Here is a 25954-nt window from a genome sequence, read left to right as displayed (position 1 = left end):
TGAAGCGCAGGAACGCCGGGAAACAAAGAGCCTGAGCAAAGCACCGCATGGGAGAATCGTCATGATTGGCCGCAGGGCATTCCTGGCGAGTATCGCCGCCAGCCTGGTGACATCCGCCCGTGCCCAGGAAGCGGCTGCGCCAGATTCGAGCGGCACCGTGCTCGGCTCCTTCCACGTAGAGCCCCTGTCCGGCCTGGCCGATATCCCCGCCCCTACGCTCGAAGCTCTGCAGGACCAGGTCACCGTCCTGAATTTCTGGGCCTCCTGGTGCGAGGCCTGTCGGGAGGAGCACCGCTATCTCGTCGACCTCCACCGCAAGGGCATCCGCATTGCCGGCGTCGCCGTCCAGGATCGAAACGAGGCGGTGCTGCACTATCTGGAGAAGGCAGGAAATCCCTACGGCCTCGTCGGCATCGACAACAAGCGCGAGCTCATCACCATGCTGTCCTTGCGTTCGATCCCTCAGACCTTCCTGATCGGCCAGCGTTGCGAGGTCGTCTGGCAGACGGATGAGGGTCTCGACAACGCGCTGGTGGCCGAGCTCCTCGGCAAGATCGAAGCCATCAATGGTTAGCCTTGCCGTTCTGAGGCCCTGTGGATTGCTTCGTCGCGATCAAGCCTGCGCCTTCCTCACAGAGCAGCCACCTTGCGCCGGATCTCGGTGATCTCGTCGGCATGATCGCCGCTCTCGGAGAGAAGGCCGATCAGCGCTTCATAGGCGTCGGCCTGGTGTTCGACCGTGGCCCCGCGCAGGTGTGCCAGCTTCTCCAAAAGCTCGATCTGGCGGCGGCGCGTGGCAATGGCAGGTTCGGTACGGCCCAAGCCCTGTTCGGCCCTGGCGACCTTGTCGAAGATGCGGGCACGCCGGCTCAGGAGGCTGTTGTTCTCAGGGTCGTCGGCGAGGCTCCTGTCGCTCGCTTCGAGCGCCTTGCCAAGATGGGTCAGCGCCGCCTGGTATTTGCCGGCCTCCAGATAGGTGTCGCCGATATTGATGCTCGATACTGCCAGGAAATCCTGGTCGAACCTCTTTTCGCCGAGCTTGTCGAGATGGGCGAGATTGGTCGCCTCCGCTCGCTTGTAATGGATCAGCTTCATCATGGTGGAGCGCGCCGCATGGCCCATCGCCACCTGGATCGCCGACATCGCCTCATAGGAGCCGCCCTTATCGGGGAAGCGTTCGAGCAGCGTCGCTCCAACCTCAGCCCCTTCCTGGTAGCTGGCCTGCGCGCCCTTGTCGTCACCGACATGGCGCTGCTCGTCGCCGAGGTCGCGCAGAGCCCAGACATAGTCGTCGAGTTCATCGAAGCCCGACGGTTTCTTGTCCTTCAACTCGCGCCGGATCTCCACGCGCTTGCGGGCCTGGTCGAGTGCTTCCTTTTCCCGGTTGGCCGTATCGAAGGCGTCGGAAAGGTCGCGATGGGCTCGTGCGAGATCGTCCAGCCGGCCGGCCCGCTCGGCGGGATCGCGCACCAACGGCTCGCGCAGGGTGACCTCGCGCTCCAACAGACCGATGCGCGGCGCCTCGATGCCAGCCTCCTCCAGACGCTTGGCCGTTGCATGCAGTGCATCGGCGATCTGCAGGCGCAGGCGTGCCCTCTCCTTCTCATCCAGCCCGTCGAGCGCCCGCAAGCGAGCCTCGTCGGCATAGCCGATCAACAGGCGCGCATGGGCGTCGACATCGAAGCTGCGGGCATCCCGCCGGCCGAGGTCGAACAGGTTTCGCGCCGTCGCGAAAAAGCGCCAACTCCGCTCCCCATCGAACGGCGCGTCCGCCAGTTCGGCCAGGGATTGACGATAGCGCCGCATCGCTGCCTCGATCTCCCCCTTCGCCTGGTAGCGGGCGGCGATCATGTCGCGCAACTGTGCCCGGCGCTCGGGCTCGGCAAGAACGGCGAGCAGCTTCGTCTCGATGGCTTCGGCCGCGGCCACCTCCTGTTTGTCGATGCGCTCGCCCGCCAGCGTCACGCCAGCCAGGATGAGTTCGTCGCCACTGCCCAGGGCCGGTTCGCCCTGCGTCCTCGAACGCAGCCGCGCCAGTCCCTCGACGAGAGTGACGGCGGCGCGGACCGGCTCGGTCTTGCCCTGCGCCGTCGCCCTGACCCGGTAGCTGGCGACGAGAGCCTGGACCTGAATGGCATCGGGGCGCGGCGAACCCGGCGCCGGCTCGGCCAGGGCGGCGAGAGCCCCAGCGTCGGCGAGGGCCAAGGCTGTCTTGTCGGTGAGGTTGCGTTCGTCGGCCCGGGTCGTCAAGGCGCTCACCAGGGACCTGCGCGCCTTCGGATCGGCGGGCGCGACGATGGTCCAGCGGCGGCAGATCTCGACGAGGCGGTCATACCGGCCCTTGTCATAGTAATTGTCGCGCAGTGCCTCGACCAGGAGCGGGAAGCGAGCCGGATCACGCGGAGCCCGCTCGAGTCGGGCGGAAAAGGCTTCAATCGCCGCCCGCAACATGGCGGCCTGGGCCTTGCCGACATCACGATCGTAGTCCTCGATCGCCTCGTCGAGATCGAAGACCGCCCGGCGGGCGATCAGGCCTGCCAGCAGGTCGGCGTCATCCACCGTCAGTCCGGCCTGTCCACCACGCGTGCCACCGCTGCGCAGGCTATGGATGTCGGCGAGCGCCGCCTCGACGAGTGCCGTGATCCTGGCGTCGGCCTCCTCCCCCTCGGCATCGATGGTGGGAATGCTGAGCAGGCGTGCCAGGGCCGCGACCATCGGATCGCCCGCCTTCCCGGCCTTGGCGAGGAGATCGGCCAGGGAGGCGGCGATGGCCGCCTGCTTGCGGTCATCGCCGCCCAGCACGATCAGTTCGAGCCTGGCAAGGTCATCCGCGGGATTGGCCTCGAGAACCTTGCCCAGGCGCTCGATTCGAGCCTGCCGATCCTTTTCGTCCATGTCCTGGAGGATGGTGAGCGCCGTCTGATAGGGCAGGCCCAGCGCGGTCTTGCTCGTCGCCGCACAGGCGGCCAGGCCCCCTGGACAGGGTGCAGCGACGGCCGGCGACGCCACGAAGGTCAAGCCCAGAACCAACCAGACGCCAACCCGCCACCCGGACCGCATGCCACCCCTCCGCAACTGCAAGACGTTACGTCATCCTGGCGGCGAAAGGAAACAGGAGCGTGACCCTGGTTCAGGGGGCAGCAAGCCGTATCTCCAAGCTGTGTTTTCTCGGTGTCGAATCGCACGGAAACGGCGATGTGGCAGTGGCATTGTCATCCCATCAGAGCAAGCGCAGCCCGCGCAAGAAGAGAGATGGGAACGAGACGATGTTGAAGAAGATCCTGACCGGAACCCTGGTTGCCGCCACGCTGGCCGGTACTGCCATTGCCACCACCGGTTCTGCCGAAGCCCGTTATGGCCGTGGTGGCGCCTTCGCCGCCGGCGCTGGCATCGGCCTGCTGGGCGGCCTGCTCGCCGGCTCCGCCTACAACAACAGCTATTATGGCGGCGGCTATTACGACGAATATCGCCCCGTCTACTATCGCCAGTATCGCCGCTGCACCATCCAGAAGCGCTGGGTCGAGGACTACTATGGCGGCCACTGGGCTCGCGTGAGGGTCTGCTACTGAGTTGCGTTGCGTTCGAGTTGCGTCAAGTCGCGTTGCGTCATGTTGAGTTGAGTTTTGGGGCCCCGCCACAGCGGGGCCTTTTGCTTGTTCGCCTCGGCATTCCCGGCCGGCGCGGCACGCTGCCCTCGCCGCCAGGCGACGGGGCTTACGCCGGTAAGGCGCAGGAATTCGCGGTTGAAATTGGACTTGCTGAGAAAGCCGGCCTCCATCATCACCTGGATGATGGAGGTATCGGTCGAAGCGAGCAGGCGGCAGGCCTCCTCGATCCGGTATTTGTTGACGTAATGCGACACGCTCATACCGTGAATGCGGTTGACGGCCGAGGAGACCCTGCGTGCCGGCAGGTTCAGGCGCCGGGCAAGCCGCCCGAGATTGAGATCGACATCCTTGTAGAGCTGACGTTCCGCCATCAGCGCGTCGAGCGCCTGGGCCACCGCCTTGTCCTCGTCGCTGCCCGGACGGACAAGCGGCTCAATCACCTGCGGCTCGGCCTCTTCGGCCGGCGCCGCCGATCCCGCCGAGGCGGCGGCCACTCCGAGCACAAGCAGCACCACGACATTGCCGCCGGACACCATGGCCTCGGAAATGGCGCCTCCCATCCAACGCATGTCGAGGCTGATGACGATATCCATCAGCCCGGAGAGAAGGCAGGCCACGGCGGTGATCTGCAGCGCGCGATAGGACCGCAGCACGCCGTCCAGCCGGGGCGCTATCAGCACGTCGGGGCCGGCCAGCGCCAGCCGGGACAAGGCGAGGCCATAGCCGAGAAAGGCCAGGATTACCACGAGGTCGATCGACATCGATGAGATCGTAAAGAGCAGTCCGACCAGGCCAGCGGGCATGAGATGGGGCCAGACCTTGGCCCAGCGCAGTATCGGACCTTCGCCGGTGAGACCGCGGAAGGCAAGCCAGGCCAAGGCAGGCGTCAGCGCGGCCAGCATGGCCTGCAGCGGGATGAAGATCCTGATCCCATAGCCCCAGCGCAGGCCGAGCAGCACGGAGAGCACGGTGAAGCCGAGCAGGAGCAGGAAGAAGGCATTGTCGCGCCAGGGACGATCGCCCTGCCGCGCCATCTGCACCAGCAGGATGGCAAAGAGCAGCGCGCTGACGAAAGGCAGGGGCACGAAGATCATGAGGTGCTTCCGGAACGGGACGAATCTACACCATTTCTGTCCTCGATCACGTTCGGATTCGTCCCCGATCGCAATCGAGGTCGCCGGATGAGGCGATTTCCGGCTCCGTCCTCCCTCGCGCCACACGGGAGACAGCCATGAGAGCACTATTGATCGCCGCCGCCCTGTTCATTACTGCCGGCTGGATGGCCCCGGACCGGACACGCACCAGCCTCGGTGAAGTGGATGCCGGCTCGGTGAGGTCGGTGGTCGTCACCGGCCCGGCGGGCCTGATCCAGCTGACCGCCAGCCGCGACGGCCCCTATCGGGCCGAGTTGCGCAGCCGACCGGATGGCTGGTTCGCCTTCTGGCGATCGAGTTGGAGTGCGGGTGGCTGCGAGAACGCCGGCTCGATCCGCCTGGTTGGCACCGAGCTGCGGGTCGACACCGGCAATCGCGCCTGGTTCGGCGCCTCCGATTGCCGTCTCGACCTTGACGCCACCCTGCCCGAGGGTGTCGCCGTCTCCATCGAGCAGAATGCCACCTCCAGCCGGCTGTCGGGCAACTTCGCCTCGCTCGACGTCGACAGCAGGGCCGGCGACATCGCGCTGGACGGCCATGCGCGCACTGTTTCGATCGAGGGCAATGCCATCCGAGCCCGCCTCTCCTATGCCCGCGTCGACCAGGACGAAAGCATAACCCTCGGCGGCAACGCCATCGATGCGGAGCTGCGCTTTGCCGGCGCGGCGGCGGTGAATTATGCGGTAAGCGGCCATAGCTCGCTGGTCGACAGCACCCTGCCGAACAGACCGGGCGTAAAGCCGGCCATCGCCATCAAGGGTGATTTCCTGCGGGTGCGCATCGCCGGAGGGTGAGTGCCGACAGGACAGGTTTTCGCCCTCTTCGGCGTCCCCGAGATGTAAGGGCGAAGCCCTCTACTTCCTTACGCCATAGGCGGCCATGAACACCCTCACGGCTGACTGTGCCACCTCACGGATGCGATCCTTGGTCGGCGGCGTGTTGTTGGCCATGAAAAACATCGGCTTCAGCAAGGGGCCGTGCGACATTTCCAGGAACTGGGCGGCGGCAAGCTCGGTATCCTCGATGGCGAGTTGGCCAGCGGCCACGCGCAGATCGAGATATTTAGCCAATTGCTTGCGCGAGTGGCCAGGCCCCGCATTGTAGAAATGGGCTCCGATATCGGGCATGCGTTCGGTGATGCCCATCACGGCGCGCATCGCCGAGATGATGCGCGGCTGGCAGATGAAGGCGGTGATCGCGGCGGAAAGCTCCAGCAGCGTGCCTTCGACGTCGGGGGAGTTGTAATCGAACTCGAAGATGCGCTCGACATGGGAGGAACGCTCCTCGTCGACGATCGCCGCGAACAGGCGCTCCTTGTTCTCGAAATAGACGTAGAGAGTGCCCTTGGAGACGCCAGCCTCCTTGGCGATGTCGTTCATGCTGGCGCCTTCGAAACCATGGGCCAGAAAGACGCGACGGGCGCCATCGACGATCTGGCGGCATTTGGCGTTGTCGGCGGCCGGTGGGTCGGTAGCCGGCTCTTTCGCGGGCACCGGGCTTTCGGCGAGCATGGCTGGAAGTCCCCAAAAAATGACTGAACCGTTCGGTTCGATTTTTATTGCGTATCGCAGCGCAACATGATAGTCAACGAAAACTGACTGAACCGTTCGGTTCGATCCTAACAGTCCCAGCCAGACGGTATTGATCTTGTCGACCGGAGCGAAACGCGTTTCCCTGGAAGCGAATTTTACTCTAAGCCTTTGTTTTAATGCATATTTGCGATCCTTGGCATAACCACCCAAATCGTAGAATGCTCCGGGGCAAGATCAACACGGTCTGGTTTTGCAGACAACTTATCCGAGTTGTCCAGGGGCGCCTCACCTTCCGGTTGGGAGATTATGATGGACGCAGCTCGCGACCACAATGCCGTGCCGGGTGGCCAGGGAGCCACCGGCTCTGCCGATGTTACCGACAACGTCGTGACCCTGGAGCGCCAGCGCACCGACGCGCCGGAAGCGCCCGAGACCAAGAAGACCGAGCCCCAGAAGACCGAGGCTCCTGCGGCTCCGGCGCAGACCAAGCCTGCCGCCGCTGCCGGCAAGAAGAAATCCAAGGCCCGCACCGTCCTGCCGATCCTGCTGGTCGTCGCCCTCGCGGCGGGCGGCTGGTACGGCTATGACTGGTGGACCAATGGCCGCTTCATGGTCGAGACCGACGACGCCTATGTGCAGGCCGACGTCTCGACCCTGGGCGTCAAGGTCTCGGGCTATGTCGACAGCGTGCCGGTGCAGAACGGCGACAGCGTCAAGGCCGGCGACGTCATCGTCAAGCTCGACGACACCGACTATCGCACCGCGCTCGAATCCGCCAAGGCCAAGCGCGTCACCCAGAACGCGACCATCGCCCGCATCGACCAGCAGGTCGTGGCCCAGCAGGCGGCGATCGAAACCGCCAATGCCGGGGTCGCTTCGGCCAAGGCCGGCATCGAATCGGCGCAGGCCGGCATCGACTCGGCCAAGGCCGAGATCGTGCGCGCCAATGCCGCCTTCGAACGGGCCGACACGCTGGCCGCCCAGAATTTCGGCTCCAAGGCCACACTCGACCAGGCCACTGCCGACCGTGACAAGGCTAATGCCGGTCTTGCCAGTGCCAATGCCACGCTCACCAATGCGCAGGCGAGCCTCAACAGCGCCCAGGCCAACGTGATCGCGGCCAAGGCCAATCTCGCCGTGACGCAGGCTCAGAAGGCCGAGGCCGAGCAGGGTGCCAAGGAGCTCGACGTCGCCATCGTCAAGGCGCAGAACGATCTCGACGCCACCGTGGTTCGCGCCCCCACCGACGGCGTGGTCGGCAACCGCGCCGCCCAGCCGGGCCAATATGTCTCCCCCGGCTCGCGCCTGATCGCGCTGGTGCCACTCAAGAGCATCTACATCGCGGCCAACTTCAAGGAAACGCAGCTCGGCCCGCTGGTATCAGGCCAGAAGGTGGAAGTCTCGGTCGACTCGATGGACGGCAATACCTTCGAAGGCGTCGTCGGCAAGTTCTCGCCGGCCTCCGGCTCGATCTTCAGCCTGCTGCCGCCCGAGAACGCCACCGGCAACTTCACCAAGATCACGCAGCGCGTGCCTGTTCGCATCGAGGTGCCCGCCGACCTCGCCCTCAGCGGCAAGCTGCGCCCCGGGCTGTCGGTGGTGGTGACGGTCGACAGCCGCACCGGCCCGAAGGGGTAGTGCCACGAGAAAGCCTTCTCCACGCAGTGGGGAAGGTGGCCCGGCGAGGCCGGGTCGGATGGGGTGTGGTCCGCTCGCACGCCCTATCCGGATAAGATCAACGAACGACCCGCACCCCATCCGGCATTTCTTCGAAATGCCACCTTCCCCATTGTGTGGAGAAGGCTTTCGCGCGCTTCGTCCGGCAAGGATGCGGCGAAAAGGACCAGGAGGCCGCCATGGCCACCGCAACCGCCACTGCCATTCCGGCACCCGCCGACGACAAGATCGACAAGCGCAAGCTGATCGCCTTCCTGGCGATGGTGTTCGGCATGTTCATGGCGATCCTTGACATCCAGGTCGTCTCCGCCTCCCTGCCCCAGATCCAGGCCGGCCTCGGCGCTTCCGGCGACGAGATCCCCTGGGTGCAGACGGCCTACCTGGTCGCCGAAGTGGTGATGATCCCGCTCTCGGGCTTCCTCTCCCGCGCCTTCTCGACGCGCTGGACCTTCGCGGTGTCCTGCGCAGGCTTCACCGTCATGAGCTTCATGTGCGGTACCGCGACCAACATCAACGAGATGATCATCTACCGCGCGCTGCAGGGCTTCATCGGCGGCGGCATGATCCCCACCGTGTTCGCGGCCGCCTTCACCATCTTCCCGCGCTCCAAGCAGGCCATCGTCTCGCCGATGATCGGCCTGGTGGCAACCCTCGCCCCCACCATCGGCCCGACGGTCGGCGGCATCCTCACCGATGCGATCTCCTGGCACTGGCTGTTCTTCATCAATGTGGTGCCGGGGGTGATCGTCACGCTGATGACCTTCTCCATGGTCGATTTCGACGAGCCGGACCTGTCGCTGCTCAGCAATTTCGACTGGACGGGCCTGATCTCGATGGCGGTGTTCCTCGGCGGCCTCGAATATGCGCTGGAAGAAGGGCCGGGACATGACTGGTTCGCCGAGACGCCCGTCCTGGTGATGTCGGTGCTCGCAGCCATCGGCGCCCTGGTGTTCTTCGCCCGCGTGCTGCTGGCAAGGCAACCCATCGTCGACCTCTACGCCTTCAAGGACGGGAACTTCGCCACCGGTTCGCTGCTTTCCTTCGTGCTGGGCGTGGGCCTCTACGGCCTTACCTATCTCTTCCCCGTCTATCTTTCCGCCGTGCGCGGCTATGATTCGCGCATGATCGGCGAGACCATGTTCGTCACCGGCCTGTGCATGTTCTTCACCGCGCCGATCGCGGGCAACCTCACCCGCTTCGTCGATCCGCGCCTGATGATCGCTGGCGGCTTTATCGGCTTTGCCGCCGGCACCTGGATCATGACCGGCATCACGCATGACTGGGATTTCTACGAGATCCTGCTGCCGCAGGTCCTGCGCGGCGTCTCCTTGATGATCTGCATGGTGCCGATCTCCAACATCGCCTTAGGCACCCTGCCCCCCGCCCGCATCAAGAACGCCTCCGGCCTGTTCAACCTGATGCGCAATCTCGGCGGCGCGGTGGGGCTTGCCATCATCAACACCTCGCTCAACAAGCGCCAGGACCTGCATCTGTCGCGCCTGGGCGAGGCGGTGAACTGGAGTCGCGACAACGTCCTGCAGGCCTATGACAACATGAAGGCGGGCTTTGCCGCCTTCGGCGCGGCCGCCGACCAGATGACTGTCGCCAGGCTGGTCAGCCTGATGCGGCGCGAGGCGTTGGTGATGGCGTTTTCGGATGTGTTCCTGCTGCTGACGCTGCTGTTCGGCCTGCTCAGCCTCTCCGTCTTCATGCTGAAGAAGCCGCAGATGGCGGGCGGCGGCGGTGGCGGCGGGCATTGAGGAATTGGGAGGCTGGTCCGAAGACAGGCCCCCCAACAGCCTTGCAACGAACCCCGATCCGGCCTAACCACGTCAACCTGATCTTTCCAAACTGACAGGGTGAACCATGCCCGACGAAAACCGGGGAATGGACGACGGCAACGTCATTGCCGTCATGCGCAAAGTGGGACAGGCGGCTCGATCGGCCGCGCGGATCCTGGCGCTCGCCCCGGCCCCAGCCAAGAATGCCGCGCTCGAGGCGATGGCCAGGGCGATCCTCGCCAATGAGGCCGCCATCCTGGCCGCCAATGCGTTGGATGTCGCCGATGCGCTCGCGCGCGGCCAGATCGCTTCCTATGTCGATCGCCTCACCCTCGACGAGAAGCGCATCGCCGGCATTGCCGCGGCCATCCGTGAAGTCGCTGCCCAGCCCGATCCCGTCGGCCATGTCCTGGCGAGTTGGACGCGGCCGAACGGTCTGGAATTTGAGCGTGTCTCGACGCCACTCGGCGTCGTCGGCGTGATCTTCGAGAGCCGTCCCAATGTGCTGGCCGATGCCGGAGCACTCTGCCTGAAGGCAGGCAATGCCTCGATCCTGCGCGGCGGCTCGGAAAGCTTCCGCACCTGCGCCGAGATTGCCAAGGCATTGAGAGCCGGCCTGCTGGCTGCCGGATTGCCCGAAGCCGCCATCCAGATGGTCCCCACGGCCGACCGCTCCGCCGTCGGCGCCATGCTGGCCGGGCTTGACGGCAATCTCGACGTGCTGGTGCCGCGCGGCGGCAAGAGCCTGGTTTCGCGCGTGCAGGCGGAAGCCCGCGTGCCGGTGTTCGCCCACCTGGAAGGCGTCAACCACACCTATGTTCATGCCGGCGCTTCGCTCGACATGGCCATCCAGGTCGTGCTCAACGCCAAGATGCGCCGCACCGGCGTGTGCGGTGCCACCGAGACGCTGCTGGTCGACCAGGCTGTAGCCCCCATCTTCCTCAAGCCACTGGTCAAGGCCCTGCTGGAGGCCGGCTGCGAGGTCCGCGGCGATTCGCGCACCCTCTCGGTCGATCCCCATGTGAAGCCGGCCGACGACACCGACTGGGCCACCGAATATCTCGACGCCATCATCTCGGTGAAGGTGGTTTCGGGCCTCGATGCGGCGCTCGCCCATATCGAGCGCTACGGCTCGCACCACACCGATGCCATCGTCACCGACGACGAGGCCGCCGCCCAGCGCTTCCTCACCGAGGTCGATTCGGCCATCGTGCTGCACAACGCCTCAACCCAGTTCGCCGATGGCGGCGAATTCGGTTTCGGCGGCGAGATCGGTATCGCCACCGGCCGCATGCATGCCCGCGGCCCTGTCGGCGCCGAGCAGCTCTGCTCGTTCAAATACCGTGTGCGCGGCCATGGCACTGTGAGGCCTTAGCCCGGGATCCCGGTATGCCTGCATTCCCGCGAATGCCCCATTCCCGGGAAAGCGCCCTTTCCCTTGAGAACTGGCATTGGCGCCCCGCCATTGCTACATAGGGCGGGAGAGGTTTCCATGGCACACAGCCACTCCCACGATCGCGACCATCGCGGACATAGCCATGATGGCCATGACCATGACGGCTCTACGCCCGTCTTCGCCGAGCCTGGCCATGATCACAGCCACTGCAGCTCGACCGTGCTCGCTCGCGCGGAAAGCCTCTCGGCCGAGCGCGGCGTCCGGCTGACCCAGATCCGCCGCCAGGTGCTGGAGGCGCTCGCCGCCACCCACCAGCCGATCGGGGCCTATGAGCTGATCGAGAAGCTGGAGGATGCCGAGGGCAAGCGCCCTGCCCCGATCACGGTCTACCGCGCGCTCGACTTTCTGCTCGAACAGGGCTTTGCCCATCGCATCGAAAGCCGCAACGCCTTCATCGCCTGCGCCCATGACCACAAGGACGGCAGCGTGGTGATGTTCCTGATCTGCGAGAGCTGCGGCACAGTTGGCGAGGCCGAGTCGGAAGCCGTCGGCAAGGCGCTCACCGCAGCCGCCGGCGCCATCGGCTTTCAGCCGCGCGGCCAGGTCATCGAACTCGCCGGCATCTGTCGCCACTGCCGAGCGAAGGCACAGGGTTAGCCCTCTTTGGGACCGCGAACGTCCGGCCCGCTCTTGGGAGCACTGGGCTCTAGGCAGAGGAAGAGCGGACGGGACGTCCGCGCACCCGGAAAGTTTCCGGAAACGGGCCGCTTGACTCTCCACTTGGTGGAGCCCGTAGAACCGCGCCATGAGCGACAGAACCTACACCATCGGCGAACTTTCCAAGCTGAGCGGCATCGCCGTCAGGCGCATCCGCTTCTATTCCGACAAGGGCCTCCTGCCGCCCACGGCACGGGCTGAAAGCGGCTACCGCGTCTATTCGGAGGCGGACCGGGCCCGGCTCGATCTCATCCTCGCTCTGCGCGATGCCGGCGTGAAGCTCGGCGACATCGCGCGCCTGCTCGCCCGCCGCCTCGGCCTCACCGACGTCCTGGCCCTGCGCCTGGAAGCCATCGAGGCCGAGCTGTCGGCCAAGCGCCGCATCGCTGCCGCCTTGCGCGCCACGCTGAAACTCGCCGATCCCACCCCGCAAGATTTGAGGAGACTGTGGACCGTGACCGCCCTTTCCCAGAACCAGTTCCGCACCACAATCGAGAATTTCTACGATGAGGTCGGCGCCGGCGCCAGGATGGACCCGGCCTGGCGTGCCAGGATGATCGAGGCCTCCACCCCGGACCTGCCCGACGATCCCAGCCCCGAACAGATCGACGCCTGGACGGAACTTACCGGCATCCTCAGCGACAAGGCCTATATCAGCGAGATGCAGGCCAGCATGCGGCAATTGTGGAATGACGGCTTCGACCCTGCCGCCTATCGCCAGGTCTCGGACCAGACTTTCGCCGAGGTGCGCGAGGCCATGGCCAAGGGAGTCGCGCCGAATTCGGACACCGGCCGGGCCATTGCCGAGACATGGCTGCAGAACTCGGCCCGAGCGATGAAGAAAGAGCCGGACCAAGCTTTTCTCGACTGGCAGCTCGAACAATATCGCAAGCACCATGCCCGTTCGCGGCGCTATCTGGAACTGATGGCGATCCTGCGCGGCGATCCTCCCAGCCAATTGGCGGCCAGCGAATGGGGCTGGATCGTCGAGGCCCTGTCGAGCCGGCTGTGAACCGAATGCGCCGTCATCCCGCGCGGATGGCCGCGATCAGCGCGCGCAACCCGGACGAGACGTGGCGGTGCCCAGGATAATAGAGGCAGAGGCCCGGAAAGGCCGGGCACCATTCGTCGAGAACACGTTCGAGACGCCCATCCGCCAGGGCGCCCATTACCAGATGATCGGGCACGAAGGCGATGCCGATGCCCTGGATCGCCGCCTCGACCATCAAGGGCTGGTCGGTCAACGTGAGGGGACCGGTGACGTTGATCGTCTCCGTCATGCCGTGACGCTCGAATTCCCAGCGATAGATCGCACCGCTTTCAAACCGGAAGCGGATGCAGGCGTGGCGATGCAAATCCTGCGGCACGGCCGGGCGGCCGTGGGCCGCGAAATAGTCCGGCGACGCCACCGCGGCGAAGCGTGCGGTCTCGGTGAGGCGAACCGCGATCATGTCCTGCGGCACCGCCTCGGCCAGCCTGATACCGGCATCGAAGCCATCGGCGACGACGTCGCTCAACCGGCCGTCGCTGACGATATCGAGATGGACCTGCGGATAGTCCCTGGCGAAGCGCGCCAGCACCGGCAGCAGCACGAGGCGGATCGCACCCTCGCTGGAATTGATCCGCACCGTCCCGCTGGGGAGCTCGCGATAATCGTCGACCACCTGCAGCGCCTCGGCGATCGAGGATACCGCCGGCCTGAGCGTGGCGGCCAGCCGCACGCCCGCATCGGTAAGGGAGACACTGCGGGTCGTACGGTTGAACAGGCGGACGTCGAGGCGCTGTTCCAGGCTCTTGATGGAATGGCTGACGGCCGAGGGGGTCACATCGAGTTCGATCGCTGCCGCCCGGAAGCTGCGATGGGCAGCAACCGAGAGGAACACGGTGAGCGCGAGGAGATCGCCGCTCTTCAATTGATGAATATTTCTCATCTCTACATCAAGAATTGGCGAGATTGTTGCAGCAGTCAAGCTTCCATAGGGTAGGCCCCGATCTCGGTCATCGAGAACGGAGGAAAGACCATGTCAAAGAAAATCCTGATCACCGGCGCCAGTTCCGGTTTCGGTCGCGGCGCTGCGATCGAGCTCGCCCGCCAGGGGTACCAAGTCGTCGCGACCGCCGAAACCTGGCCCCAAGTACGCGGCTTGCGCGCCGACGCCGAGGCCGCCGGCGTCAAGCTCGAAGTCATCAAGCTCAACCTTCTCGACGACATCGATATCGCGCATGCAGCCAGCTACGACCCCGACATCCTCGTCCTCAATGCCGGCGTGATGGAAAGCGGCTCCGTCGTCGACATCCCGATGGAACGCGTGCGAGAATCGTTCGAGATCAACGTTTTCGGCCATCTCAAGCTGGCTCAGGGCATCGTCCCGAAGATGGTGGCGCGCAAATCCGGCAAGGTGGTGTGGACCTCCTCGATGGGCGGCATCCTCGTCATTCCCTTCGTCGGCGTCTACTGCGCAACCAAGCACGCCATCGAGGCCATCGCCGGCTCGATGAGGGCCGAGCTGGCGCCCTACGGCGTCAAGGTCGCGACCGTGAACCCAGGCGTGTTCGGCACCGGTTTCAACGACACCGGCGCAGAGAGCCACACCCAGTGGTATCGCGCCGATAGCGCGGTCGTGCCCATGCCCGACTTTGCCGGCGCCCTCGCAGACCAGAACGATCCCCAGGAGATGATCGACGCGATGGTCGATATCATTCCGGCCGAGGATCATCTCTATCGCACCATGCGCCCGCTCGACACGATCAAGGCGGCCAAGCAGTGGCAGGAAACCGAGTGGAGTCAGAATGCCTGAGATCACGCTCAACCACGCGCAGTCTGTTGTGTCTCAAGGTCGCGCGGCCGCAGAGAAGGCCGGCATGAAGGCGGTCTTCGCAGTGCTCGACAGGGGCGCGAACCTGGTGGCGTTCTCCCGCATGGATGGCGCCTGGCTGGCATCGAACGAACTCGCCATTGCCAAGGCCCGCACCTCGGTCATGTTTCAGGCGCCCACCGAAGCCCTGAATGCGCCGCTGCAGATCGGCCAGCCAGTCCCGCATTTCGACCACATCCACCATGGCGGCCTGCTCCTCATGGGCGGTGGGATACCCCTGTTCGACTCTGAGGGGGCCTTGATCGGCGGGCTGGGAGTGTCGGGTGGCAGCCCCGAACAGGACGCCGCTCTCGCCCGATCGGCGGTCGAGCAACAGAGCTGACCCCAGAACATCGGGCCTGTTTGCTGAATCAGGCCCTGCGTTCTATTCCCGAGCCAGATCGCTGCTGCGCTCGACCAGGTCCTTGATGTCCTGGCCGAGTTGCTCGAAACCGAAGCGCAGGGCGTAGAGGCGGCCGACCTCCTCGCTCTGGAGCTCCCGCAGCACGCCGGCCGCCCGCAACTTGTCCATGGCGGCGACATAGGCGGTAAGGCTGGTGTCGAAGCCCACGGCATCCGGCCCGAGATAGCCGCGCCGCAGGGCTTCGGCGATTCCGCGCAGCAGGCCGACGGTCGCGTCCCTCATCGCCTCCAGGGGCTCGGTCAGGGTCGGCGCTACCCGTTCCGGCAGAGCGCGCACGCAGACCCGGGCGATGATGACGAGATCATGCCGGACGCGGTAGAGCGTGCGCGCCATGGGTTCGGGATCGATGGCGGCGCTGAGATGGGCGCTGCGCTCGCGCACCGTCTCCTCCACTGCCGCATCGATCTGGCGCAGGCCGGCGCGGATGCGCTTGTTGATGCCGGCGAGCTCGGGCCGGCCCTTGCCGTCGATGAGGCTGCCCGTCAGAGCGAGCAGAAGTTCGGCATTGAGATCGGCGACGCGCGCGGCCGCGGCGGCGAGCGCCCCCTGCGCCCGAGCGGGCAGCACGAAGAGGGCGACGCCGACACCGACGATAATGCCGAGCGCGATCTCCGCGACGCGCTCGGCCGCATAGGCATAGGGCGGCAGCAGCGTACCGCCCGCCGGAATCAGCACGATCAGCGCCGTGATGGGCGCCACCCGGAAGCTCGGCCTGAGGGCGGAGGCCACCGCCATCGGCGCCACGGCCATCAGCACCGCCAGGCCGAGTGCGACATTGCCCTCATGATGCGGCATCACCACCGACACCGCCGCGCCCCATAGAGCCCCGAGCAGCGTGCCGGCCATCCGGTCCATCGCCGCCTTGACCGAGCCGCCCAGGCTGGCTTGCATGACGATGATGGAGGTGATCACCGCCCAGCTCGACTGGGAAAGATCGACCAGCTTGACCGCCACGAAAGTCAGGCCCGCCGCCACCGTGACGCGCACGGCCAGGGCCAGTTCCATACGCTTGGCCGCGAACCATTTGAACAGGCGTGCCGTGGCACCAGCGCCGATCATCATCAACCCATCACATCATTTGCAAGATGCGATGGTAGAAAGGTTCGGGCGGAGCGCAACCTCTGCGTTTTCCAAACCACGGTGTGCCGAACCTTGACGCGCCTGCCGGTGAGGTCCATGTCATCCCCAAACGAAACCAGCGGTGCCCGATGATCCCGTCCTATGCGCGCTTTGGCCTGATGTCCCGTCGCCTTACCGTTCCCGTCGATGTCGGCGGCGTCACGGTCGGTGGCGGCGCACCTATCGTCGTGCAGTCGATGACCAATACCGACACGGCCGATATCGATGGCACCGTGCGGCAGGTCGCCGCCCTGGCTCGCGCCGGATCTGAACTGGTACGCATCACGGTGGATCGCGACGAGGCCGCCGCGGCTGTACCGCGCATCAAGGAGAGGCTGATGCGCATCGGCGTGACCACGCCGATCATCGGAGATTTCCACTATATCGGCCACAAGCTGCTGGCCGACCATCCCGCTTGTGCCGAGGCACTCGACAAATACCGCATCAACCCCGGCAATGTCGGCTTCAAGGACAAGCGCGACCGCCAGTTCGGTGCCATCATCGAGACGGCGATGCGCCATGACAAGCCGGTGCGCATTGGCGCGAACTGGGGCTCGCTCGACCAGGAACTGCTCACTCATCTGATGGACGAGAACGCCAGGAGCGAGGCGCCCGTCGATGCCCGCACCGTAACCTGGGAGGCACTGGTGCAGTCAGCCCTGCTCTCGGCCGATCGCGCGGTGGAAATGGGCCTGCCCAAGTCCCGCATCATCATCTCGGCCAAGGTCTCGGCGGTGCAGGATCTCATCGCCGTCTACAACGAGATGGCAAGCCGTTCCGACTATGCCCTGCATCTCGGCCTCACCGAGGCCGGCATGGGTTCGAAAGGCATCGTCGCCTCGGCCGCCGCCCTCTCGCCGCTGCTGCAGGCCGGCATCGGCGACACCATCCGCGTCTCGCTCACGCCGGAGCCCGGCGGCGACCGCACCCAGGAGGTCAAGGTCTCCCAGGAGATCCTGCAAGTGATGGGCATCCGCACCTTCGTGCCGCTGGTCGCCGCCTGCCCCGGCTGCGGTCGCACCACCTCGACGGTGTTCCAGGAGCTCGCCCAAAGCATCCAGGGCTTCATCGTCGATTCCATGCCCGACTGGAAGACGCGCTATCCCGGCGTCGAGACGCTGAAGGTCGCGGTGATGGGCTGCATCGTCAACGGCCCCGGTGAGAGCAAGCATGCCGATATCGGCATCTCCCTGCCCGGCACCGGCGAGACACCGACGGCGCCGGTATTCATCGACGGCCAGAAGGCCGCGACTCTGCGCGGCCCCGGCATCGCCGACGAATTCAAGCAGCTGGTGATCGACTATATCGAGAACCGCTACGGGGTTAGGCCCGCAGCGGAATAATCCCTGGGAACGCGGATGTCCTCCCCCGCCCCCTTGGAAACGTCACGACTGCAGGAAAAGAAAAGCGGGCGGGACGTCCGCGCTCCCAGGCTTAGCGATAGCGGTCCATCAGGTCGTAGGCGCTGGCGGCGGCCTCGGTCGGCCTGCCCCTCACTGGCTGGCCATCGAGCACGCCGATGTCGCGCAGCAGGTGATCCGAAAAGCCGAACAGGCCGACGAGGCGGCGCCGGACGGATGTCCGAGGAAGCCTGGCGCCCTGCCTGTCTTCCCGCGCGTTGCAATAAGATAGATCTATGTGGTGGAACTGAACGGCCGTCATGGCCAAATCTCCTGAGCGACAATTAACAATATCTGACAGGGATATTCCCATTTCCCGCGAGATGTGGCTAATTGAAGCTCGATTTGGAGCCATAAAATAGGCTTATAGCAAATGACGCTTCCGCTCCCTCCCCTCACCGCCATCCGGGTGTTCGAGGCCGTGGCCCGGCACCAGAGTTTCACGCGCGCGGCAAGCGAACTCGCCATGACCCAGGCCGCTGTCTCCTATCAGATCAAGCTGCTCGAGGAGCGCTTCGGCAGCCCGCTTTTCCTGCGCCGTCCGCGCCAGGTCGAACTGACCGAGGCCGGGCAACGCCTGGCGCCGGCCGTGAGCGAGGCCTTTTCCCTGCTCGCCCAGGCCTATGCCTCGGCGCGCGGCGATGCCGAGGGTGTGCTCACGGTCACGGCCTCGGTCACCTTCGCCACGACCTGGCTGGCCCGCCATGTCGGCGCCTTCCAGATCCGCCATCCGGCGCTTGCAGTGCGGATCGACGCCAATAATCAGCCGGTCGACTTCGCGCGCAACGATATCGATCTCGCGATCCGCCACGGCGACGGCGACTGGCCGGGCCTGTGCAGCCACCGCCTGCTTCCAGGCGAATATTCCCCCATGCTCAGCCCAAAGCTCGCCGCCACTATCGGCGGCGTGAAGCAGCCGGCCGACCTCCTGCGCCTGCCCTTGCTCGATCCTGGCGACACGTGGTGGGACGACTGGTTCGACAGGGTCAGGGTTGCCCGCCGGCCCACGAACTCGACGCACGGCCAGGCGCAAACGGCACCGGCGATCACACGCGGGCAGGACCGCTTCGGCAGCAACCATCGCGGCCCGGTGGAAATCCCCTGCATCGGTTCGCAGGCCTTCGTCGGAACCGCGGCGCTGGACGGCCAGGGTGTCGCCATCCTCTCGCGCGCACTATGGGCGAAGGACCTTGCTGAAGGGCGGCTGATCCAGCCCTTCGACGAAACGGCCGGCGAACAATCCTTCTATCTGGTCTATCCCGAAGCGCGCCGCAACCTGCCGAAGATCCGCGTCTTCCGCGACTGGATCCTGGACGAGGTCGGCAGGACCACCCATGTCGCCGGCCAGACCGAGGAGGCGATCGCCTCCTAGCGCGATCGGTGGTCCACGGTACCCGCTCAGCCGGCGACAATCGTGGCCGGTCAGCCAGTCCGCCTGCCTCTTACCTGTAACGATCGATCAGATCGCGGGCACTCGCGGCAGGCTCGCAGGGCCTGGCCTTTTCGCGGATGTCGACGGCCCCGATATCGCGCAGCAAATGGCAGGAGAGGCCAATCAAACCGCGCCTCCGCAGCCATGATCGCTGCCCCGGCCGTGATGCGGCCTGCTCCCGATCGCCAGTCTCGAAATAAGCTTGCCCTATGCGTACAACCTGCGCCATTGTCATGGCTAAATCTCCAATCCGGCCTTGATTTCGCCGTTTCACCCATGGTTCTTCCATGGAATCGCAGCGATGACGAATTGAAGCTCAAGCAAGGCCCATAAAGAGAGCTGATGCATCGTGAACACCGCTTTGCCGCCGCTGACCGCCATCCGGGTCTTCGAGGCCGTGGCGCGGCATTTGAGCTTCACCCGCGCGGCGGGCGAGCTCGGCATGACCCAGGCTGCCGTTTCCTATCAGATCAAGCTCCTGGAGGAGCGCTTCGGCGGCCCGCTCTTTCTGCGCAAGCCACGCCAGATCGAGCTCAGCGTGGCCGGCCAGCGCCTGGCCCCGGCGATCACGGACGCCTTCGCCCTGATCGGCGAGGCCTATGCGGCGGCGCGCGGCGGCATCGAGGGCGTACTGACCGTCTGCGCCAAGGTGAGTTTTGCCACCAGTTGGCTTGCCCGCCATATCGGCGCCTTCCAGCTCGCCCATCCCGCCTTGGCGGTTCGTATCGAGGCGACCGACCGAGCCATCGATTTCACCCGCGAGGAAACCGACCTCGCCATCTTTTTCGGCGCCGGGGACTGGCCCGGACTGCAGGCACACCGCCTGCTTGCCGGTGACTACACGCCCATGCTCAGCCGCGGCCTCGTCGCTCGTCTTGGCCCGCATTACACGCCGGCCGATCTTCTGCGCCTGCCCCTTCTCGATCCCGGCGATCACTGGTGGCGCGAATGGTTCGAAGCGGCCGGCGTCAGCTATGAGATGCCCAAGCTCGTCTACAATCTCAGCAGCCAGGCGGTGATCAACGCGGCGGCCAAGGCGGGACAGGGGGTCGCCATCCTGTCCACCGCCCTCTATGACGACGATCTCGCCGAAGGGCGCCTGATCCAGCCTTTCGAGCTGGTGCTGGAGAGCGAACGCTCTTTCTACCTGGTCTATCCCGAAGCCCGCCGCAACCAACCCAAGATCCGCGCCTTCCGGGACTGGATCCTGGCGGAGCTGGCGGGTGGGCAACCTATTTCGGCCTGAGCCCGCGGCGGCGCACCGGCTCGGCCGCCGGCTGCACCAGTTCGGGCGGCGTCGGGCTTACAGGCCCCTGATAGCCGAGGGTCGCAAGGTGCTCACCCATATGGTCGGGTGGCGCCGCCTCGGCGCTGACGGCGGGTTTCTTGGGCAGGATCGGCACACTCACGCCACGGGCATGCAGATGCAGCACCGGGCCGCCCTCGCGCGGCGCGCTGCCATAGATCGGATCGCCGACGATCGGAAAGCCGGAGGCGGCGCAATGCAGGCGCAGTTGATGGGTGCGCCCGGTGCGCGGCTTGAGTTCCAGCCAGGTAAGCCCCTCGGCCCGGCCTAGCACGCGAAAATCGGTCTGGGCCGGCAGTCCATCCTCGGCCGGCTTCATCCACCAGCCGCGTTCGGGCGAACGCCGGGCGATCGGCATGTCGATCAGGCCACTTTCTTCGGCGGGGCCGCCCTCGACCACGGCCCAATAGGTCTTCTCGATGCCGCCCTTGGCGAAGAGCTCGTTGAGGGTGCGCAGAGGCCGGGCATGCCGCCCGAGCACCAGGCAGCCGGACGTATCCTTGTCGAGCCGGTGCGCGAGTTCCGGATTGCGGGGCAGGCCGAAGCGCAACTGCTCGAGCATGGCGGTGAGGTTGGGCCCGCCTTTCGGGCCGGCGTGCACGGGCAGGCCGGCAGGCTTGTCGAGGATCAGGATCAGGGCGTCGCGGTGAACAAGCCGCGTGGTCAAATCGAGCGATATCATCGCTTAGCGCTATCGTGATCGGGCATTGTCGGCTAGAGGTTCCTTCAACATGAGACCATTTTTCGGTGGCAGGTTCGCCATCAAAGGATCCAGACCGTTTCGATGACTGAGAGCGACAAGCAAAAGCCCGGCTTCTTTTCACGGCTGTTCGGGCGAGGCGCTGCGGCGCCCGAGACCGAAACCAGGCCCGAGCAGACATCCGAGCAGGTGCTCCCGGCGCCCGTCGAAGAGCCACGCCCTGCGGAACCCGCGTCGGAACCGTTGCTCGAAGCGCTGACCGAGCCTGTTCCGCTGGCTGCGGCCGAGCTGGTCGTCCCCTCTGAACCCGAGCCTTCCGTCTCGCCTCCTCCTCCAGCACCGGAGCCGGCTCCCGCGAGCGAACCGGAGTCTGCTCCCGTTCCAGCTCCTGTTCCCGTCGAGAAAAAATCCTGGTGGCGCCGCCTGCGCGACGGCCTGTCGCGCTCGTCCAGCGCCATCTCGCGCGGCATCACCGACATCGTGCTCAAGCGCAAGCTCGATGCCACCACGATCGAGGAACTGGAGGATGTGCTGATCCAGGCCGATCTCGGCGTCGACGTCTCCACCCGCATCGCCGCCGCGATCGGCAAGGGACGCTTCGACCGCCAGATCTCGCCGGAGGAGGTTCACCAGGTGCTGGCCAGCGAGGTCGAGGCCATCCTCACGCCGGTGGCCAAGCCCTTGGAAATCGACCGCTCCCGCAAGCCTTTCGTGCTCTTGATGGTCGGCGTCAACGGCTCGGGCAAGACAACCACCATCGGCAAGCTCGCCGCCAAGTTCAGCGCCGACGGCCTCAAGGTGACGCTGGCCGCCGGTGACACCTTCCGCGCCGCCGCCATCGAGCAGCTCAAGGTCTGGGCCGAGCGCACCCACTCGCCCATCGTGGCCCGCGCGCAGGGTGCCGATTCCGCCGGCCTGGCCTTCGATGCCCTCAAAGCAGCCCAGGAAAACGGCTCGGACGTACTGCTGATCGATACCGCCGGGCGCCTGCAGAACAAGGCGCTGCTGATGGATGAGCTCGCCAAGGTGGTGCGCGTGATCAAGAAGATCGACGAGAGCGCCCCCCATGCCGTGCTGCTGGTACTCGATGCCACCGTGGGCCAGAACGCCATCTCGCAGACCGAAATCTTCGGCAAGACCGCCGGCGTCACCGGCCTCGTGATGACCAAGCTCGACGGTACGGCACGCGGTGGCATCCTGGTGGCGCTATCAGCCAAATTCGGCCTGCCGGTGCATTATATCGGCGTCGGCGAAGGCATCGACGATCTCGAACCCTTCTCTGCCCGGGACTTCTCCCGCGCCATTGCCGGGATGGAGTGAGCCATGACCATCGAAGCCACTGCCAAGCCGCGCCAGAAGGTCAACCCTCTGCTCAAGCTCGTGCTGGAAATGGGGCCGCTCGGCCTGTTCTTCCTGGCCAATGTCAGGCCGGAACTGTTCAATCCGCTGGTCGAGCACTTCATGGGACCGGCCCTGTTCGAGGGCCCGAGCGGCAACATCTTCACCGCCACCGCTGTCTTTATCCCGGCAACGCTGATCGCGCTCGTCGCCGGCTTCGTCCTTACCCGGCACATCCCTGTGATGCCGCTGGTCTCGGGCATCTTCGTGCTGGTCTTCGGCGTGTTGACGCTTTGGCTGCAGGACAAGACCTTCATCAAACTCAAGCCGACCATCGTCAACACGCTGTTCGGCCTGATCCTGCTGGGGGGCCTCGCCTTCGGCAAGCCCTTGATCCGCATCGTCCTCGACACCGCTTTCGACCTCAAGCCCGAAGGCTGGCGCAAGCTGACCTTGAACTGGGGCCTGTTCTTCCTGTTCCTGGCGGTGCTCAACGAGATCGTCTGGCGCAACTTCTCGGATAATTTCTGGACCAATTTCAAGGTCTTCGGCACCATGCCGATCACCCTGATCTTCGCGGCCACCCAGGTGCCGATCCTGATGAAATACGAAGTGAAGCCGGACAGCCAGGACGCCAACGGCCAAGGCGGCAGCCCGTGACCGGGCCGTTCGCCTATACGGTGTTTCAGGGGCGGGCCGGCGATCACAACGATCTGGCCATGCCCGGAGCCCAGGCGATCGGCGAGGCGCTGGCGCGCCGGACGGGGATTGCGCCCTTCGTGGTCGGCAGGCTGGAACCTGCGCTGAACAAGGGCTGGCGCGAAGAATTGGATGCGGCCCTGCCGGCGCTCAGACAATTGCAGGCCCGCTTCGACGACGTGCTGGCAAGCGGAGCCGTCTCCATCGCCGCCACCAGCCGCTGCGCGGTCTCGCTGGCGACGCTGCCGGCGGTCGCCAGGTATCATCCCGATGCCTGTATCGTCTGGTTCGACGCCCATGGCGATCTCAACACGCCGGAGGCCTCGGCTTCGGGCTATCTCGGCGGCCTTGCCATTTCCGGTCCTGCAGGATTGTGGGATTCAGGCCTCGGGTCCGGCCTGAACCTCGATCGGCTCGTCCTCGTCGGCCAGCGCGATCTCGATCCCTTCGAGCAGGACTTGATCGACAGGCACGCCATCCCGCATGTCAAAGCGCGCGGCGACGTGGCAGGCGAACTGCGCAAGGCACTCGCCGGCCGTCCGGTCTATGTACATCTGGATTGCGACGTGTTGAATCCGGGCGTCGTTCCCACCGACTATGCCTGCGAAGACGGGCTGTCGCTCGCCGAACTCCAGGCCTGCTGCGAGGTGATCGCGGAACAGGCTTTCGTCGGCATCGAGATCGCCGAGTTCCAATATGCCTGGGAGCCGGGAGGGGAAGCCTTTTCGCCTGACCCGCTGCTCGATGCTCTGGCGCCGATCCTGGCGCGGTAAGCGCTTTCCGGCTTATCGGCTCACTTGAACCACTTGTCGTAGATCTTCTGGTAGGCCCCCGTCTCGATCGACTGGTGCAGCCACTGATCGACGAAGCCCTTGAGGCCGATGTCGCGCTGTACCCAATAGGCCTTCTCGGCGAAGTTGAACGGCTTGTCCGGATGCACGGCGCACAATACGCCCGGATGCAGCTTTTCCTGATAGAGGGTCTCGGAAGCATCGGTCATCATCAGATCGGCCCGGCCCGCCGCCACCTCGTCGAAGATCTTGGTGTTGTCGGGAAAGATCACGATCTTCGCCTGTTTCAGGCTGGCACGGGCGAATTTCTCGTTGGTGCCACCGGGATTGGCGACGACCGTCACCTCGGGCTTGTCGATACCCTGAAGCGTCTCGAACTTGCCCTTGTCGGCGCAGCGGGCGATCGGCGTCTTGCCCTCGCGCATATAGGGACTGGAGAACAAGCCCTTCTTCTGGCGATCGAAAGTCACCGAGACGCCGCCCATGGCGACGTCGAACTTGCCGGCCTCGAAATCCGCCGAAAGGTTGGACCAGGTCGTCGGCACGATCTCAAGCTTCACCCCGAGTGTCTCGGCAAGGCTCCTGGCCTGATCGATATCGAAGCCGGAGAACTCGCCGCTGGCGGGGTCCTTGTAGCTGAAGGGACGGTAGTCACCGGTGGACCCCACCCGGAGCACACCGGAAGCCAGCACGGCATCGAGCCCCAGGGCCGATGGTGCCTCCCGTGCGATAGCGGCGGGCGCCAGGCAAAGCAGGCCGAGACAGACGAGAAGCGGACGGAGCATGTGATTCCCCCAAAGCGGATTGTTGCACGCAGCATAAAGCCGCGAGGCAGGCATTCAACCCATCAGGATGATCCGCGCCCCTCCTCCGCCGCAGGGGCAGCGCCGCTATTCCGGCAGGAACAGGCGTGGCAGCTTGAGGCCAGGCAGGAAGGCACCGGCGCGGACCTTGCCGTCGGCGATGGTCAGGGGCACTTCGACCGCTGCCTTGCCATCGATATTGGTGGGCTTGCCCAGCACGGGCAGGCCGACGGTGAGGGTCGTCGCCACCATATCAGGCACCCGGCCCGATTGCTTGAGCGTCTGGGCGAGTTCCGGCACGCCGGCGAGGGCCACAGTCACGTCTCCGGAGGCAAAGCCGCTGGTTTCCAGGCCAACCGTGCCGGTCGCCCTGACGACGCTGGGGCCACGTTCGACCTGGGCCTGGGTGATGGTCAGCGTGCCACCGGCGGCGGCCCAGTCCCGCAGGCGCTCCGGCATCGGCATCGGCCTGAGGTCGATCTTGGTGATCACACCACGGAAAGTCCCTTTCATCGGGGAGGGAGCGCCGAGGAAGTCGTCGAGCGGAGCAATCGCCTTGGCGTCGACATCGGCGGCGAGATCATAAGCGCCCGGCGCGGCATTGGTGCCCTCCGCCAGGCGGATATGGACCTCGACATTGCCCTCCTCGACGAGATTGACGGCCTGATCGCCACGCTTGACGTTGCCGCTGAGGCCCTTGATCACCACCGCGGCATTCTGCGGCCCGGAGGTCCAGATCGCCATGCTGGCCTCTGCGCTCTTCCAGTCTGCGGTGAGGGTCGCGCCGGCATCGTTCTTGTCGACCAGCACCACCGGCCCCTTGGCTTCGAGCAGCACCTTGTTGGGCTGATAGACCTGGGCTACCGCATTCACCTCGGTAAGCGCGGCGCTGAAGGGGCGCCCAGCCCGGACGCTCTCGACCGTCGCCTGGCCGCAATGCATTTCCAGGCGGAAGGGATAGCCACCGATCGTCTGCTCGCCGCATTTGATCTGGCGGCCGAGTTCTGCCTGCTTGGTCAGGAAGCGGCCCCACTCGGCTTCGAGCCTGGTGGATGCATACCACCAGAAGCCCGACCAGGCGATCGCGACCAAAGCGAACAGGAAGGTCGGCAGGAAGATGCGGCGGGAGGAACGGCGCGGCGCAGGATTGATCAGGTCAGTCGGCACGAAAGGGTCTCGCTATAGCGTTTTGTGATTTGACGGTGTCACCAAGAACCGCAAA

General features: G+C 65.4%; 25 protein-coding genes. 16 read left to right on the top strand and 9 right to left on the bottom strand.

Annotated features, from left to right (window positions below; translation table 11 throughout):
* Nucleotides 1-61 precede the first annotated feature (61 nt).
* Complete coding sequence (locus ACN6KF_RS25355) at nucleotides 62-574, top strand: redoxin domain-containing protein (RefSeq protein ID WP_434959517.1); 513 nt, start codon at nucleotides 62-64, stop codon at nucleotides 572-574.
* 56 nt (nucleotides 575-630) lie between these two features.
* On the opposite strand, the gene ACN6KF_RS25350 is transcribed toward ACN6KF_RS25355, so the two are convergent.
* Nucleotides 631-3060: a hypothetical protein gene (locus tag ACN6KF_RS25350; protein WP_434959516.1), complete on the bottom strand. Its 2430-nt coding sequence runs from the start codon at nucleotides 3058-3060 to the stop codon at nucleotides 631-633.
* A gap of 206 nt (nucleotides 3061-3266) precedes the next feature.
* Between ACN6KF_RS25350 and ACN6KF_RS25345 the strand changes: the two genes are divergently transcribed.
* A complete protein-coding gene (locus tag ACN6KF_RS25345; protein ID WP_434959515.1) occupies nucleotides 3267-3569 on the top strand; it encodes a hypothetical protein in 303 nt (100 codons plus the stop codon).
* Here ACN6KF_RS25345 and ACN6KF_RS25340 read toward each other — a convergent pair.
* Nucleotides 3563-4702 carry a helix-turn-helix domain-containing protein gene (locus ACN6KF_RS25340; protein WP_434959514.1) on the bottom strand — a complete coding sequence of 380 codons (1140 nt, stop codon included), beginning with the start codon at nucleotides 4700-4702 and terminating at the stop codon, nucleotides 3563-3565. The genes ACN6KF_RS25345 and ACN6KF_RS25340 overlap by 7 nt on opposite strands.
* Before the next feature lie 137 nt (nucleotides 4703-4839).
* Between ACN6KF_RS25340 and ACN6KF_RS25335 the strand changes: the two genes are divergently transcribed.
* A complete protein-coding gene (locus tag ACN6KF_RS25335; RefSeq protein ID WP_434959513.1) occupies nucleotides 4840-5556 on the top strand; it encodes a hypothetical protein in 717 nt (238 codons plus the stop codon).
* A gap of 60 nt (nucleotides 5557-5616) precedes the next feature.
* Here the strand turns inward: ACN6KF_RS25335 and ACN6KF_RS25330 are convergent, their stop codons facing one another.
* Nucleotides 5617-6273, bottom strand: a complete 657-nt coding sequence (locus ACN6KF_RS25330) for a TetR/AcrR family transcriptional regulator (RefSeq protein ID WP_434959512.1) — start codon at nucleotides 6271-6273, stop codon at nucleotides 5617-5619.
* A 327-nt stretch (nucleotides 6274-6600) separates the two neighbouring features.
* On the opposite strand from ACN6KF_RS25330, the gene ACN6KF_RS25325 reads away from it, so the two are divergent.
* From ACN6KF_RS25325 to ACN6KF_RS25305, 5 genes are all read left to right on the top strand, one after another.
* Nucleotides 6601-7932 (top strand): HlyD family secretion protein, encoded by a 1332-nt coding sequence (locus ACN6KF_RS25325; protein WP_434959511.1) that lies wholly within the window; start codon nucleotides 6601-6603, stop codon nucleotides 7930-7932.
* A gap of 218 nt (nucleotides 7933-8150) precedes the next feature.
* Nucleotides 8151-9731, top strand: coding sequence for a DHA2 family efflux MFS transporter permease subunit (locus ACN6KF_RS25320; RefSeq protein WP_434959510.1), 1581 nt, complete (start codon nucleotides 8151-8153; stop codon nucleotides 9729-9731).
* Nucleotides 9732-9837: 106 nt separating this feature from the next.
* Complete coding sequence (locus tag ACN6KF_RS25315; protein WP_434959509.1) at nucleotides 9838-11127, top strand: glutamate-5-semialdehyde dehydrogenase; 1290 nt, start codon at nucleotides 9838-9840, stop codon at nucleotides 11125-11127.
* 117 nt (nucleotides 11128-11244) lie between these two features.
* Complete coding sequence (locus ACN6KF_RS25310; protein WP_434959508.1) at nucleotides 11245-11805, top strand: transcriptional repressor; 561 nt, start codon at nucleotides 11245-11247, stop codon at nucleotides 11803-11805.
* Nucleotides 11806-11953: 148 nt separating this feature from the next.
* Complete coding sequence (locus ACN6KF_RS25305; protein WP_434959507.1) at nucleotides 11954-12877, top strand: MerR family transcriptional regulator; 924 nt, start codon at nucleotides 11954-11956, stop codon at nucleotides 12875-12877.
* Nucleotides 12878-12890: 13 nt separating this feature from the next.
* On the opposite strand, the gene ACN6KF_RS25300 is transcribed toward ACN6KF_RS25305, so the two are convergent.
* A complete protein-coding gene (locus ACN6KF_RS25300) occupies nucleotides 12891-13796 on the bottom strand; it encodes a LysR family transcriptional regulator (protein WP_434959506.1) in 906 nt (301 codons plus the stop codon).
* 90 nt (nucleotides 13797-13886) lie between these two features.
* Here ACN6KF_RS25300 and ACN6KF_RS25295 point away from each other — a divergent pair, with 90 nt between their 5' ends.
* Complete coding sequence (locus ACN6KF_RS25295) at nucleotides 13887-14663, top strand: SDR family oxidoreductase (RefSeq protein WP_434959505.1); 777 nt, start codon at nucleotides 13887-13889, stop codon at nucleotides 14661-14663.
* On the top strand, nucleotides 14656-15063 hold the full coding sequence (locus ACN6KF_RS25290) for a GlcG/HbpS family heme-binding protein (RefSeq protein ID WP_434959504.1): 408 nt from the start codon (nucleotides 14656-14658) through the stop codon (nucleotides 15061-15063). Before ACN6KF_RS25295 ends, ACN6KF_RS25290 begins: the two co-directional genes overlap by 8 nt.
* Nucleotides 15064-15105: 42 nt before the next feature.
* Here ACN6KF_RS25290 and ACN6KF_RS25285 read toward each other — a convergent pair whose 3' ends face one another.
* The gene (locus ACN6KF_RS25285) at nucleotides 15106-16206 is read right to left on the bottom strand and encodes an FUSC family protein (protein ID WP_434959503.1); all 1101 of its coding nucleotides are present in this window, start codon (nucleotides 16204-16206) and stop codon (nucleotides 15106-15108) included.
* 146 nt (nucleotides 16207-16352) lie between these two features.
* Here ACN6KF_RS25285 and ispG point away from each other — a divergent pair, with 146 nt between their 5' ends.
* A complete protein-coding gene (gene ispG / locus ACN6KF_RS25280) occupies nucleotides 16353-17606 on the top strand; it encodes a flavodoxin-dependent (E)-4-hydroxy-3-methylbut-2-enyl-diphosphate synthase (RefSeq protein WP_434959502.1) in 1254 nt (417 codons plus the stop codon).
* Nucleotides 17607-17697: 91 nt separating this feature from the next.
* Here the strand turns inward: ispG and ACN6KF_RS25275 are convergent, their stop codons facing one another.
* The gene (locus tag ACN6KF_RS25275; RefSeq protein WP_434959501.1) at nucleotides 17698-17925 is read right to left on the bottom strand and encodes a hypothetical protein; all 228 of its coding nucleotides are present in this window, start codon (nucleotides 17923-17925) and stop codon (nucleotides 17698-17700) included.
* Nucleotides 17926-18036: 111 nt separating this feature from the next.
* On the opposite strand from ACN6KF_RS25275, the gene ACN6KF_RS25270 reads away from it, so the two are divergent.
* Both ACN6KF_RS25270 and ACN6KF_RS25265 read left to right on the top strand, forming a co-directional pair.
* Complete coding sequence (locus tag ACN6KF_RS25270; protein ID WP_434959500.1) at nucleotides 18037-19035, top strand: LysR substrate-binding domain-containing protein; 999 nt, start codon at nucleotides 18037-18039, stop codon at nucleotides 19033-19035.
* A gap of 409 nt (nucleotides 19036-19444) precedes the next feature.
* Nucleotides 19445-20341 (top strand): LysR substrate-binding domain-containing protein, encoded by an 897-nt coding sequence (locus ACN6KF_RS25265; protein WP_434959499.1) that lies wholly within the window; start codon nucleotides 19445-19447, stop codon nucleotides 20339-20341.
* Here the strand turns inward: ACN6KF_RS25265 and ACN6KF_RS25260 are convergent.
* Complete coding sequence (locus ACN6KF_RS25260) at nucleotides 20328-21083, bottom strand: RluA family pseudouridine synthase (RefSeq protein WP_434959498.1); 756 nt, start codon at nucleotides 21081-21083, stop codon at nucleotides 20328-20330. The two genes, ACN6KF_RS25265 and ACN6KF_RS25260, sit on opposite strands and share 14 nt — an antisense overlap.
* Nucleotides 21084-21185: 102 nt before the next feature.
* Between ACN6KF_RS25260 and ftsY the strand changes: the two genes are divergently transcribed.
* Genes ftsY through ACN6KF_RS25245 form a run of 3 tightly spaced genes read left to right on the top strand, consistent with a single transcriptional unit; the run spans nucleotide 21186 to nucleotide 23911 of the window.
* Complete coding sequence (gene ftsY / locus ACN6KF_RS25255; RefSeq protein ID WP_434959497.1) at nucleotides 21186-22421, top strand: signal recognition particle-docking protein FtsY; 1236 nt, start codon at nucleotides 21186-21188, stop codon at nucleotides 22419-22421.
* Nucleotides 22422-22424: 3 nt separating this feature from the next.
* Nucleotides 22425-23099 carry a septation protein A gene (locus ACN6KF_RS25250; protein ID WP_434959496.1) on the top strand — a complete coding sequence of 225 codons (675 nt, stop codon included), beginning with the start codon at nucleotides 22425-22427 and terminating at the stop codon, nucleotides 23097-23099.
* A complete protein-coding gene (locus ACN6KF_RS25245; protein ID WP_434959495.1) occupies nucleotides 23096-23911 on the top strand; it encodes an arginase family protein in 816 nt (271 codons plus the stop codon). The genes ACN6KF_RS25250 and ACN6KF_RS25245 overlap by 4 nt, the downstream gene beginning before the upstream one ends.
* A 20-nt stretch (nucleotides 23912-23931) precedes the next feature.
* On the opposite strand, the gene ACN6KF_RS25240 is transcribed toward ACN6KF_RS25245, so the two are convergent.
* Nucleotides 23932-24714: a transporter substrate-binding domain-containing protein gene (locus tag ACN6KF_RS25240; protein ID WP_434959494.1), complete on the bottom strand. Its 783-nt coding sequence runs from the start codon at nucleotides 24712-24714 to the stop codon at nucleotides 23932-23934.
* 105 nt (nucleotides 24715-24819) lie between these two features.
* Nucleotides 24820-25899 (bottom strand): DUF2125 domain-containing protein, encoded by a 1080-nt coding sequence (locus tag ACN6KF_RS25235; RefSeq protein WP_434959493.1) that lies wholly within the window; start codon nucleotides 25897-25899, stop codon nucleotides 24820-24822.
* Nucleotides 25900-25954: the final 55 nt, after the last annotated feature.

The sequence above is a fragment of the Labrys methylaminiphilus subsp. lupini genome (assembly GCF_051161885.1).
GTDB lineage: Bacteria > Pseudomonadota > Alphaproteobacteria > Rhizobiales > Labraceae > Labrys.
This window is presented reverse-complemented; position numbering and strand designations above follow the sequence as displayed.